The sequence below is a fragment of the Gemmiger sp. genome (assembly GCF_036306485.1).
GTDB lineage: Bacteria > Bacillota > Clostridia > Oscillospirales > Ruminococcaceae > Gemmiger.
Map to the genome: position 1 here is coordinate 19,801 of NZ_JAXJZK010000014.1, position 13,115 is coordinate 32,915.

Consider the following 13,115-nt stretch of genomic DNA (forward strand, 5'->3'; position numbering starts at 1 on the left):
GGGTTTTCTGGTAAAATCCGCCAAAAGTGCTGAAAACTCCCCGCGAAAGGACGTTTGTATGGAAAACACACGCCATAAGGTCAATATCATCGGCCACCGCAATCCGGATACCGATTCCATCTGTTCGGCCCTGGCCTATACATACCTGAAAAATCAGATCGGCGACGCCACCTATGAAGCGCGCCGCGCCGGTCAGGTCAACCGGGAAACCGCGTTTGTGCTGAAGCATTTTGGCGTCAAGGCGCCGCGGCTCTGCACCGATGTCAGCCCGCAGGTCAAGGACATCGACATCCGCCGCCAGCCCGGCATCGACGCCGAAATGAGCATCCGCGCGGCCTGGACCATGATGCGGGATGCCGAGATTGACACCCTGTGCGCCGTGGACGATGACCGGGAACTGCTTGGCCTGATCACCGTCAAGGATATTGCCAACGCCAACATGGACCTGTTCGACACGGCCGTGCTGGCCAAGGCCAACACGAGCTACCGCAATGTGCTGGGCACGCTGGAAGGGGAGATGCTGCTCGGTGATCCCGATGCCCGCATCACCCAGGGACGCCTTGTCGTCGGAACCAGCCCCGAGATCATGGATGACGCCGTCAAGCCGGGGGACATCGTGCTGGTGTCCAACCGTTACGAGGTGCAGATGTGCGCCATCGACTGCGGCGCCGGCTGCATCGTGGTCTGCTGCGGGTCGGCGGTGCCCCGCACCATTCTGGCCCGCGCCCAGGAAAAGGGCTGCTTTGTCATCACCACGCCTTTCGACACCTACGCGGCGGGACGTCTGATCTCGACGGCGGCCCCGGTGCGGCATTTCATGCTGACCAAGGATCTGCTGACCTTCAGCGTCAATACGCCCGTCGAGGATGCCCGCAAGGTCATGGCGAGCGTCCGCCACCGCTATTTCCCGATCCTGGACACGGACGGCCGCTACTGCGGCGTCATCAGCCGCCGGAACCTGCTCAATGTCCACCGCAAACAGCTCATCATGGTGGACCACAACGAGCGCAGCCAGGCGGTGGACGGCCTCGAGGAGGCCGAGATCCTGGAGATCATCGACCATCATCGCCTGGGTGCGCTGGAAACTGCCGGCCCCGTCTATTTCCGCAACGTGCCGGTGGGCTGTACGGCCACGATCATCTACCAGATTTTCGGCGAAAAGCAGATCGAGATTCCGCGCGAGATTGCGGGACTGCTGCTCTCGGCCATTCTGTCCGATACGCTGATGTTCCGCTCTCCCACCTCCACCTTCCTGGACAAGGCGGCGGCCGAGGCACTGGCCCGCATTGCCGGGGAGGATATCCCGACCTACGCCGAACAGATGTTTGAAGCCGGGTCGGACCTGACCGGCCGCACGGCGGACGATGTCTTCTTCTCGGACTTCAAGGTGTTCAGCCGCGGCGATGCCCGCTTCGGCGTGGGACAGTCCATCTATATGACGGCCAAATCCCGGGCCGCCGCCGAAGCCCTGGTGGCGCCGTATCTGCCCAAGGCGATGGGCGAGGCCGGGGTGCCGCTGGTCTTCTTCATGTGCACCGATATGCTGCAGGAAACCACCGATCTTTTGTTCTATGGCCATGACGCCGACGAGATCGTGCGGGAAGCCTTCCATGTTGAGCCCGAGCAGGGCAAGGCCGTTCTGCCCGGCGTTGTCAGCCGCAAAAAGCAGCTGATCCCGCCGCTGATGGCGGCCATGCAGGCGCGGCAGGGCTGAGTCGGAGAGGAAAAGAACGTATTCCGGCAGAGAAATTCAGACAATTGGACTTCTTTGTGCGGAAAAAATTTACGTTTTTTTCATTCTTTGACAGTTATACAAAGTGTATAATAAAAAGGTACACTTTGATCATGAAGGAGGCATCACCATGGGTGAATACGCTGCGATTGAAAAGGAAGCCAAGGTCTTTACCGACACCTGCGTCAGGAATGACGTCATCGATCCGTCGCTGTTTGATAAGTTCGGAGTGAAACGCGGCCTGCGCGACAAAGACGGCAAGGGCGTCCTGGCCGGCATTACCAACATCTCCCGCATCGACGCGTTCGAGGACCGCGACGGCGTAAAAACACCCTGTGACGGCCGCCTTTGGTACCGTGGCTACAACGTATATGACCTGATCCGCGGCCTGCGCGGCAAGCGGTACGGGTTTGAGGAAGTGGCCTATCTGCTGCTGCTCGGCGACCTGCCCAACCGGGAACAGCTGGCAACCTTCAACGACTGCCTGACCAAATGCCGGGACCTGCCCAGCAACTTTGTGCGGGATGTCATCATGAAGGCGCCCAGCAAGGACCTGATGAACAGCCTGACCCGCAGCGTCCTGACGCTGGCCTCCTACGATGATTCGGTGGGGGACAACAGCCTGCAGACCCAGATGGAGCAGTGCATCAAGCTGATCAGCGTTTTCCCGATGCTGGCCATCTACGGCTACCATGCCTATAACTACTATATCAACAACAGCAGCATGTATATCCACCGTCCGCAGCCCGAGCTGTCCACGGCGGAAAACCTGCTGCAGATGCTGCGCCCCGACCGGCAGTATACGCCGCTCGAAGCGCACGTTCTGGACATTGCGCTGCTGCTGCACATGGAGCACGGCGGCGGCAACAACTCCACCTTCACGACCCGCGTGGTCACCTCGTCGGGGGCCGACACCTACTCGGTCATCGCGGCGGCGCTCTCCAGCCTCAAGGGCCCCAAACACGGCGGCGCCAACATCAAGGTCATGGAGATGATGAAGGACATCCGCGAGAATGTATCCGACCTTACCGATGAGGAGGAACTCAAAACCTACCTGGGCAAAATCGTGGACAAACAGGCCTTTGACCGCAAGGGCCTGATCTACGGCATGGGACATGCGGTCTACTCGCTGTCCGACCCCCGTGCCGTGGTATTCAAGAGCTTCGTGCAGCAGCTGGCCATGGCCAAGGGCCGCAAGGAGGACTTTGACTTCTACAACAGCGTCGAGCGGCTGGCCCCGCAGGTCATTGCCGAAAAGCGCCATATCTACAAGGGCGTCTCGACCAACGTGGACTTCTATTCCGGCTTCGTGTACAACATGCTGGGCATTCCGGTGGAACTCTACACCCCGATGTTCGCCGTGGCGCGTATCGTCGGCTGGAGCGCTCACCGCATGGAGGAGCTTGTCAACGTGGACAAGATCATCCGCCCCGCCTACCAGAGCATCATGGAACCGCGCGAATATCGCCAGATGGAAGACCGTGTCTGACCCATCCGCAACCCGTACCCCGACCCCGGCGGACCCCCGCCCCGGCCGGGGCTTTTTGTTTTTTCGGGAGCCTTGGCAGGAATTCCGGTCCGTTTTGGCGCTGCGGCGCATACGATAGAGGAAGCGGCGGCTGTCTTTCCTGCCGTGCGGCGACAGACGGCTGCCGGACCTGCCAAACTTCGTCCCGAACCGGCAGGCTATGCGGTGCAAAAGGTGTGAATACTGATATCGAACACGACCACCGTCCCATGGAACTTCCGAAAGGAGATCTTTTCCTATGAATATGACAGCCGTTTTGCAGGAACTGGCGGGCAAAGCCCCGGCGGAATGCAGTGACCGGGAACTGTACATGGCACTTCTGCTTCTGGTGCGGAACTGCGCCTCCCGCGAAGTCCGCCCGGCCGAGGGCCGCAAACTGTACTATTTCAGCGCCGAATTCCTTGTCGGCAAGCTGCTCTCCAACAACCTCATCAACCTCGGCCTGTACGACGAGGTGCGCGATGCCCTCGAACAGGCCGGCAAACATCTCAGCGACCTCGAGGAACTGGAACCCGAACCCTCGCTGGGCAACGGCGGGCTGGGCCGTCTGGCTGCCTGCTTCCTGGATTCGCTGGCAACCCTCAACCTGCCCGGCGACGGCATCGGACTTCGGTACCACTGCGGGCTGTTCCGGCAGGACCTCTCGCAGGGATTCCAGCGCGAGATGCCGGACCCCTGGCTGGACCGCCCTTCCTGGGTTGAACGCACCGAGATCACCTATCCGGTCCGCCTGTCCGACCGGACCTTCACGGCGCGGCTGTACCGGATGCCGGTGGTGGGCTACCACGGCCGCACAAACTGGCTGGACCTGTTTGACCTCGATACCGTCGAGGAATCCATCATCGGGGAGGGCATCTCCTTTGACAAGACCGATCTGGACCACGGCCTGACCCTCTTCCTCTATCCCGATGACTCCGACGAGAACGGCCGCCTGCTGCGGCTGTATCAGCAGTATCTGCTGGTCTCGGCGGGGGCGCAGCACCTGCTGGCCGAATGCCGGGCCCGGGGCAGCAATCTGCATGATCTTGCCGCCTATGCCGCCGTCCAGATCAACGATACCCACCCCAGCCTGGTCATCCCCGAACTCATCCGCCTGCTGCAGCAGGCGGGCATCGGGTTTGACGAGGCGGTTTCCATCGTGACCGATACCTGCGCCTACACCAACCACACGATCCTGGCCGAAGCGTTGGAAACCTGGTCCCGGGGCGAGCTCGAACGGGTGGTGCCCCACCTGATGCCGATTCTGGACTCTTTGAACGGGGTGGCCCGCTCCCGCAGCGGCCGGGAGTCGGTGGCCATCATGGACGGCGCCGGCCGTGTGCATATGGCCAACATGGCCATCCATTTCACCCACTCCACCAACGGCGTGGCGGCACTGCATACCCGGATTCTGGAACAGAGCGAACTGCATGATTTCTTTGAGCTCTACCCCCAGCGGTTCAACAACAAGACCAACGGCATCACCTTCCGGCGCTGGCTGCTGGTCTGTGACCCGGCCCTGACCGCCCAGATCGAGGAACTGATCGGTCCGGGCTTCCGCCGCGATGCCGCCGAACTGGAACACCTTCTGCCCTTTGTCGGGGATGACACGGTGCTGCAAAAGTTCTCCGCCATCAAGCAGTCCAACAAGCAGGCACTTGCCGACTGGCTGCAGCGCACCCAGAACATCACCATCCGGCCGGATGCCATCTTTTCCATACAGGCCAAACGCCTGCATGAGTACAAACGGCAGCAGCTCAACCTGCTGTACCTGATTCACGAATACCTCGAGCTGCGCGCCGGCCATGCGCTGCCGGTGCCGCTGTGCTGCCTGTTTGCCGCCAAAGCTGCACCGGCCTACACGATTGCCAAGGATATCATCCATGCGCTGCTCACCCTGTCCCGGGTCATTGCGGCCGATTCGCGCGTTTCTCCACGGCTTCAGATCGCTTTTGTGGAAAACTATACGGTCACGGCGGCCGAAAAGCTCATCCCTGCCTGTGACCTGTCCGAACAGATCAGCCTGGCCTCGCGGGAAGCATCGGGCACCGGCAACATGAAATTCATGCTCAACGGCGCCGTCACCCTCGGTACGCTGGACGGCGCCAATGTTGAGATTGCCGAGCGGGTCGGGCGGGACAATATCTACCTGTTCGGGCAGACCTCGCAGCAGGTGCTTCGCCGGTATGCGTCGGGCGACTACTGCGCCCGGGAATGGTATGAGGGGGACCCCAACCTGCAGCGTGCCCTGGATTTCCTCACCGGCCCCGAAATGCTGGCCGCCGGCAATGCCGAGTCGCTGAACCGGCTGCGTGACGAGCTGATCGGCAAGGACTGGTTCCAGACCTTGCCGGATTTCAATGCCTACCTGGTGCGCAAAAATCAGGCCATGGCCGACTATGCCTGCGACCCGCTGGGCTGGCGGCGCAAATGTCTTGTCAATATCGCCAAGGCGGGGTATTTCTCCTCCGACCGGACCGTGGCCGAATACAATGCCGGGATCTGGCATCTGGGCTGAGCGTTGCTCTTGCATTCCCATCCGTCACCTGTTACAATAAAACCGAGAAAAAGCGCGGGATTGCGCGGCTGACCGAGGAAAACGGCCAATGGCCGCGCGATTTTTGTCCGCCGGAAGGAGGCAGATGCTGTATGAATGAACAACAGGCCCGGGCCCTGCCGGTCTATGACGGCAGCGATCTGGGGGCGGTGTGGCAGCCCTCCCGGACGACATTCCGCCTCTGGGCTCCCACGGCCGATGCGGTCACGCTCTGCCGCTACGCCACCGGCACCGATGCCGAACCCGGGGCGGCCTTTCTGGGCCGTACCGACCTGCAGCGCGCCGAACAGGGAACCTGGCTGGCAGTGCTGGACGGGAACCTGCGGGGGCAGTATTACCAGTATGAGCTGCATTTTCCCGACGGACACACCACCACGGCCGCCGATCCGTATGCCCGTGCGGCCGGCGCCAATGGGGAGCGCAGCATGGTGCTGGACCTGCCGGGCACCGAGCCGGATGGCTGGCAGCAGGACCGCCGCCCCGCCGTTTCCCCGCATGCCGTCAGCGTGTGGGAAACTCATGTCGCAGACTTTTCCGCCGATCCCCGCTGCGGCGTTCCGGAACCCCTGCGGGGCAAGTTCCTTGCCTTCACGGTGGACGGCACCACGCTGGACGGCACCACGCTGGACGGCGACGGCCTGCACCCGACCTGCCTGAACTATCTCAAACGGCTGGGCGTCAGCCACGTTCAGCTCCAGCCGATCTTTGACTTCGCCACCGTGGACGAGACGGCCCCCGGCGGTTACAACTGGGGCTATGATCCCCTCAACTACAATGTCCCCGAGGGCAGCTATGCCACCAACCCGTTCCATGGGGAGGTGCGTGTGCGGGAATGCCGCGCCATGATCGCAGCCCTGCACCAAGCGGGCCTGGGCGTCGTCATGGATGTGGTGTACAATCACACCTACTTCGCCAACAGCTGGATGGAGCGCATCGTGCCCGGCTACTGGGATCGCCGGTGGGAAAACGGCGCGCTGACCAACGGCTCGGGCTGCGGGTGCGACCTCGCCACGGAGCGCGCAATGGTGCGCAAATATCTGGTGGATTCCTGCGTCTACTGGGCCAGGGAATACCATCTGGACGGCTTCCGGTTTGACCTGATGGCCGTACTGGATGTCGAGACGATGAACGCCATCCGCGCCGCGCTGGACGCGCTGCCCGGCGGTCGGGAAATCCTGATGTACGGCGAACCCTGGCAGGGGGGCAGTACCCGGATGGAAGGCGGCGCCGTCCCCGCCAACAAGGCGGCGGCCGGCCTGCTGGATGCCCGCATCGGCTTTTTCTGCGATGACACCCGCGATGCCATCAAGGGCGGGGTCTTCAGCGCCGGGGATGCCGGCTATGTCAACGGCGGCAGCCGCCGCGGTTATGATATCCTGCACGCCATCTCCGCCTGGCGCAGCGGGGCGGCCGGCTTCACGCCGCAGCGCCCCGGCCAGGTCGTGCAGTATGTCTCGGTGCACGACAATTACACCCTCTGGGATAAACTCAAACTCACAGCAGATCGCGGCCGTGCCCGGTATGAGGTCATCGACCCCGATCTGCTGGCCCAGAACCGGATGGCGGCCGGCATCTATATGACCTGTCAGGGAATGCCGCTGCTGCTCTCCGGTGAGGAGTTCGCCCGCACCAAGCGGGGACGCCCCAATACCTACAAAGGCCCGTTGGCGCTCAACCGGCTGGACTGGGGCCGTGCCGCCCAGCTCAGCGAGCTGGTCCGGTATTACCGCGGCCTGCTGGCCATCCGCCGTGCCTATCCCGAACTGTCCGGCGAGGACGGCGCCGAGCCCTGTCTGCTTCCGCTGCCCGGCTGGCTGATCGGCTTTGTGCCCGAGCGGGAAGGGGAGAACACCCCCGGACGGCTGGTCATCTACTACAATCCCGAGCGCACCGCCCAGCAGGTCGAGCTGCCCGCCGGGTCCTGGCGCTGCCTCTGCGACGGACGCAGCGCCAGCGCCGATCCCTTCGGCCCCGTGCTGTCCGGCACGGTCCTGCTGGAACCGGTCAGCGTCACCATCCTCTGCCGCCCCGGACTGTGAGCCGGGGATGGCACTTCCTCTGCCCCGGAATTTCCAATACCGCCGGTCCGAAAAAATGCGGATCAGCGGTATTTTTCTTTGCCGCGCCCCGGATGCCGGAACCAGGACGCGGATTTTTTCTGTTCGCCTGCCAAATTCTGCCGCGACCGGTCGTTCCATTAGATAGAAACCAAAAACGGAGGCAAGCGCATGAAGTATCTGACCATTACCGTGCCGTGTTACAATTCCCAGGACTACCTGGACCGGTGCGTCAAATCGTTGCTGACCGGCGGCCGGGACGTCGAAATCCTTCTGATCGATGACGGTTCCCGGGACCGCACAGGGGCCATGGCCGATGCCTATGCCGAGGCCTATCCCGATATTGTCCGGGTCGTCCACAAGGAAAACGGCGGCCACGGTTCCGGCGTCAACAAGGGTCTGGAACTGGCCACCGGACGGTATTTCAAGGTTGTGGATTCCGACGACTGGCTGGACCCCACATCGCTGGGGTTTCTGCTCGAAGCCATCCGCCGGGGCGGGCGGGAGGAACCGGACCTCTACATCTGCAATTATGTCTATGACCATCTGGACCAGGGCCGCAGCACCGTCATGGATTACCGCAATCTGTTCCCCGCGGACCGCGTCTGCGGCTGGCAGGATCTGGGCCATTTCCGCCCGTCCCAGTATCTGATCATGCACGCCCAGGTGTTCCGGACCGAGGTGCTGCGCCGCAGCGGCGTGCAGCTGCCCGAACATACCTTCTATGTGGACAATATCTTTGCCAACGAACCGCTGCCCTGGGTGCGGACGCTGCGCTACCTGGACCTCGATCTCTACCACTATTATCTGGGCCGCAGCGATCAGTCCGTCAATGAGCAGGTCCTGATGCGGCGGATTGACCAGCAGATCTATGTCACCGAGTACGTCAGCTTCTGCACCGACCTCGAGGCGGTCCGGCGCACCTCGCCCAAGCTGGAACGCTACCTGGTGCGCAACATCTCCATCATGATGGCCATCTCGGACATCCATCTGCTGCTGATCCACACCGCCGAAGCGGACGAAAAACGGCGCCAGCTCTGGAACGGCATCCGGCGCCGCAACCCCGCGCTGTACCGCCGTCTGCGGTACGCCAGCCTGTGCGGCTGGACCAACCTGCCCGGACCGCTGGGCGACTGGCTCACCCTCAACGGATATCGGCTGGCCAAGCGGGTCTATCAATTCCAGTAACGGGGAAAGGAACTACCTATGGCTGAAATCTATCTTGCCTTCGTCGATACGCCGGGACTGTTTGCCGGCATGATCCGGCACACCATCCGTCAGAAATATGTCCATGTGGTCCTGTCCATGGATGCCTCCCTCAACGAGGCTTACAGCATGGGCCGCCGCAATCCCGCCGTCCCCCTCATCGCGGGCTTTGAGCGGGAGGACAAGGAAAAAATCCTCCGGGCCTTTCCCACCGCCGAATACATGATCTGTGCCGTCTCCTGCACGCCGGAACAGAAACAGTGGCTGCGCAATGAGCTGGCCCGCCTGTATGACAGCCGCTTCCGGTACCACTATGCCGTGCTGGGGCTGCCCTTCCTGCTCGGCAACGTGCCTTTCTACCAGAAGAACCATTATACCTGTGCGTCGCTGCTGGCGCGGTTGCTGGAGCAGGCGGGGGTCTGCGGGTTTGACAAACACTTTTCGCTGGTTACGCCCCGGGACTTTTACCACATGCCCGGCAAACGGGTGATCTTTGAAGGACGGCTCGAGGAACTGGTCGGCCCCGGCGGACGGCGGGCGGCCATGCCGCTGCGTCCCTGCCTGGCGGAGACCCATGCATGAGCGGCCGCAAACGCGCGGGATCGCTGCTTCTCTTTGCGCTGATTCTGGTCCTGACCTATTGGACCCTCTTTTCCAAACAGGACCTGGGCCAGGTCTGGGGCGCGGTCCGCACGATGAATCCGCTGCTCCTGCTCCCGGCCCTGGGGGCGGCGCTGGCCTTTGTGGCGCTGGAAGGCACGATGATCTGGATCATGCTCCGCAAAGCGGGGGAGAGCATCTCACTGGGGCGGTGCGTGGTCTATTCCTTTGTGGGATTCTTCTATTCCGCCATCACGCCGTCCGCCACCGGCGGCCAGCCTGTCCAGCTCTATTATATGAAGCGGGACCGGCTGGACCTGGCCAAGTGCTCGCTCACCCTGATGACGGTTGCGTTCCTGTATAAGCTCGCTTTGGTCGTGGTGGGGGCCTTCATGCTGGTTTTCTGGCTTTCGCCGCTGCGGCAGTATATGCGCCAGTACTTTGCCCTCTTTCTGCTGGGTCTGGTACTCAACCTGGTGGTCATCGCGCTGCTGCTCGCCGTTATGCGCCGCCCCGGCTGGATTCGCGGCCTGGGCCAGGGCTGTATCCGGCTGCTCCGGGGCGTGCACCTGCTGCCCGCCGACGGTGCCGCCGAGACCCGCCTGGACGGGTTTGTGTACCAGTACGGCCGGGTGGCCCGCTTCTTCGGCCGCCAGAAAGCCCTGCTGGTCGGACTGTTCTTCCTGACCCTGGTGCAGCGCAGTACCCTGTTTTTCCTGACCTATGCGGTCTATCGCGGGTTGGGCCTGCACGAGACCGGCGCAGTGACGGTGATTCTGCTGCAGGCGTCGGTCTATATCGCCGTGGATATGCTGCCGGTGCCCGGCGCCCAGGGCGTCACCGAACTGGTGTACCAGACAGTCTTTGCGACGGTGTTCGGCAGCGCGCTGCTCGTCCCGTCGCTGCTGGTCAGCCACGGCGCCAACTTCTATTTCCCGCTCGTAGTCAGCGCGGTGGTTCTGCTGGCCGAAAAAGCCTGGAACCGCCGCTGCCGGCGATGGAACTGAAAAAAGGAGGAACGGAGATCTCTCCGTTCCTCCTTTTGCAATCCGGTGCGGTCAGCGCACATAGACGATGTAATCCTGCTTGCGGGGCGCCGGTTCCTTGGTGCCGCCTTCGGCCGCGTAGCCGAGCAGGCAGTTGCCGATGCCCACCAGATAGTCGGCGTTGGGCACGTTCCAGCGGCGCAGCAGCTCCTTGCCCTCCTCGGTGTCAAACACCTCGCGGGCGCGGTTGATCCAGCAGGAGGCCAGCCCCACGCTCTCGGCAGCGTTGAGCAGATTGCCCATCACCAGGCTGCCGTCCGCCTCATAGGTCGGAATGCGTTTGTCGGCCAGCACAATGGCCACACAGGGAGCACCGTAGAACGGGTCACCGTCGTGGCCCATGACGGCGGCATTCATGGCGGACAGCCGGCGGATGGTCTCGGGGTCCTGCACCACCACGATCACCGGGCTCTGACGGCCCATGCCGGTGGGGGCCCAGGTGCCGGCTTCCAGCACGGCCTGCAGGGCTTCGGGATCGGGTTTGCGGTCCTGATACCGGCGGCAGCTGCGGCGGGTCTGCATCGTCTTCAATACTTCGTTTGTCATATCCATTACCTGCCTTTCTTTGTCCTATTATACCACATTCCGTTGCGCGGTGTCGAATTTCTTTGGTTCAGATCCTCAAAATCGTCCGATAAATTTTTGTCAAATTTTTCATTTCTGGTATTGCGCTTTTGTAGGAATTCCGGTATACTGATGATAGTACCATTATAGATTCTTATAGTGGGTAACAAGGCATTTAAGGAGGTATATCCCATGGAGACCTATGGAATCGAAAAACTGGGGATCATCGGCCCCAAGGCTGTGTATCGCAACCTCACTCCCGCGCAGTTGACCGAAGCTGCACTGCGCCGCGGTGAGGGCAGCCTGAGCAACACCGGTGCCCTGGTTGTCACCACCGGCAAGTATACCGGCCGCTCCCCCAACGATAAGTTCATCGTGGACACCGAAGGCGTTCACAATGAGATTGCCTGGGGCAAGGTCAACCGCCCCATCAGCCGCGAAAAGTTCAATGCCATCAAGGGCAAGGTGGCTGCGTACCTGCAGGGCCGTGAGATCTTTATCTTCGACGGCTTTGCCGGTGCCGATCCCAAGTACACCAAGAAATTCCGCATCATCAACGAGCTGGCCAGCCAGAACATGTTCATCCATCAGCTGCTGATCCGTCCGACGGCCGAGCAGCTGGCTGAGTATGGCGAGCCCGATTACACGATGCTGGTTGCTCCCGGCTTCAAGTGCGATCCCGAAGTGGACGGCGTGAACAGCGAAGCCGCCATCATGATCGACTACGAAGCTCATACCATCGTGATCTGCGGCAGCCAGTATGCCGGCGAGATCAAGAAGAGCGTCTTCTCCACCATGAACTACGTCATGACCAAGGAGAAGGTCCTGCCCATGCACTGCTCCGCCAACATGGACCCCGAGACCCATGAGACCGCTGTCTTCTTCGGCCTGTCCGGCACCGGCAAGACCACCCTGTCTGCCGATCCCGCCCGCAAGCTGATCGGCGACGACGAGCATGGCTGGAGCCCCGACGGCGTGTTCAACTTCGAGGGCGGCTGCTATGCCAAGTGCATCAACCTGTCCGCGGAGAACGAGCCCGACATCTACAACGCCATCAAGTTCGGTTCTCTGGTGGAGAACGTTGTCATGGATCCCGAGACCCGTGAGCTGGACTTCGACGACGGCAGCCTGACCGAGAACACCCGCGTCGGCTACCCTGTCAACTATATCAGCAACAGCGCCATCCCGGGCATCGGCGGCGTTCCCAAGGTTGTCATCTTCCTGACGGCCGACGCTTTCGGCGTTCTGCCCCCGATCAGCCGCCTGAGCCGCGAGGCCGCCATGTATCACTTCGTGACCGGCTTCACCTCCAAGCTGGCCGGCACCGAGCGTGGCGTCACCGAGCCGCAGCCCACCTTCTCCACCCTGTTCGGCGAGCCCTTCATGCCGATGGATCCTTCCGTCTACGCAGAGATGCTCGGCGAGAAGCTGGATAAGTACGGCACCAAGGTCTACCTGGTCAACACCGGCTGGGCCGGCGGCAGCGCCGCTTCCGGCGCCAAGCGCATGAAGCTCAGCTACACCCGTGCCATGGTCACCGCCGCTCTGAACGGCTCCTTCGACAACGTCGAGTTCAAGCATCACGACGTCTTCAATGTCGATTACCCGACCAGCTGCCCCAACGTCCCCTCTGAGATGCTGGATGCCCGCGGCATGTGGGCCGACAAGGCTGCCTACGACGAGCAGGCCAACAAGCTGGCTCAGATGTTCGCCGACAACTTCGCCAAGAAGTATCCCAACATGCCCAAGGAAATCGCGGAAGCCGGCCCCAAGGCCATCTGACCTGACCCGCTTCGCAACATAAACCCCAAAACACCCGGACGGTCTGCACCGCCCGGGTGTTTTT

The 13,115-nt window shown here is 62.0% G+C and carries 9 protein-coding genes; 8 read left to right on the top strand and 1 reads right to left on the bottom strand.

All coding sequences use genetic code 11. From position 1 onward, the window contains the following. The first annotated feature begins 58 nt into the window (after positions 1 to 58). From U0L91_RS01805 to U0L91_RS01835, 7 genes are all read left to right on the top strand, one after another. Positions 59 to 1,714, top strand: a complete 1,656-nt coding sequence (locus tag U0L91_RS01805; protein WP_330044373.1) for a putative manganese-dependent inorganic diphosphatase — start codon at positions 59 to 61, stop codon at positions 1,712 to 1,714. 148 nt (positions 1,715 to 1,862) lie between these two features. Continuing rightward, positions 1,863 to 3,221 (top strand): citrate/2-methylcitrate synthase, encoded by a 1,359-nt coding sequence (locus U0L91_RS01810; protein WP_330044375.1) that lies wholly within the window; start codon positions 1,863 to 1,865, stop codon positions 3,219 to 3,221. 277 nt (positions 3,222 to 3,498) lie between these two features. Then, positions 3,499 to 5,757 (top strand): glycogen/starch/alpha-glucan family phosphorylase, encoded by a 2,259-nt coding sequence (glgP, locus tag U0L91_RS01815; RefSeq protein ID WP_330044377.1) that lies wholly within the window; start codon positions 3,499 to 3,501, stop codon positions 5,755 to 5,757. Between the two features lie 131 nt (positions 5,758 to 5,888). Then, the gene (pulA, locus tag U0L91_RS01820; RefSeq protein ID WP_330044378.1) at positions 5,889 to 7,835 is read left to right on the top strand and encodes a type I pullulanase; all 1,947 of its coding nucleotides are present in this window, start codon (positions 5,889 to 5,891) and stop codon (positions 7,833 to 7,835) included. 189 nt (positions 7,836 to 8,024) lie between these two features. Then, positions 8,025 to 9,041, top strand: coding sequence for a glycosyltransferase family 2 protein (locus U0L91_RS01825; RefSeq protein WP_330044380.1), 1,017 nt, complete (start codon positions 8,025 to 8,027; stop codon positions 9,039 to 9,041). A gap of 18 nt (positions 9,042 to 9,059) precedes the next feature. Next, positions 9,060 to 9,641: a hypothetical protein gene (locus U0L91_RS01830; RefSeq protein WP_330044382.1), complete on the top strand. Its 582-nt coding sequence runs from the start codon at positions 9,060 to 9,062 to the stop codon at positions 9,639 to 9,641. Further along, complete coding sequence (locus tag U0L91_RS01835; protein ID WP_330044384.1) at positions 9,638 to 10,666, top strand: lysylphosphatidylglycerol synthase transmembrane domain-containing protein; 1,029 nt, start codon at positions 9,638 to 9,640, stop codon at positions 10,664 to 10,666. The genes U0L91_RS01830 and U0L91_RS01835 overlap by 4 nt, the downstream gene beginning before the upstream one ends. Before the next feature lie 51 nt (positions 10,667 to 10,717). Here the strand turns inward: U0L91_RS01835 and U0L91_RS01840 are convergent, their stop codons facing one another. Then, a complete protein-coding gene (locus U0L91_RS01840; RefSeq protein ID WP_330044386.1) occupies positions 10,718 to 11,251 on the bottom strand; it encodes a nitroreductase family protein in 534 nt (177 codons plus the stop codon). Positions 11,252 to 11,461: 210 nt separating this feature from the next. Here U0L91_RS01840 and pckA point away from each other — a divergent pair, with 210 nt between their 5' ends. Continuing rightward, the gene (gene pckA / locus U0L91_RS01845) at positions 11,462 to 13,051 is read left to right on the top strand and encodes a phosphoenolpyruvate carboxykinase (ATP) (protein WP_330044388.1); all 1,590 of its coding nucleotides are present in this window, start codon (positions 11,462 to 11,464) and stop codon (positions 13,049 to 13,051) included. The last annotated feature ends 64 nt before the right edge of the window (positions 13,052 to 13,115 follow it).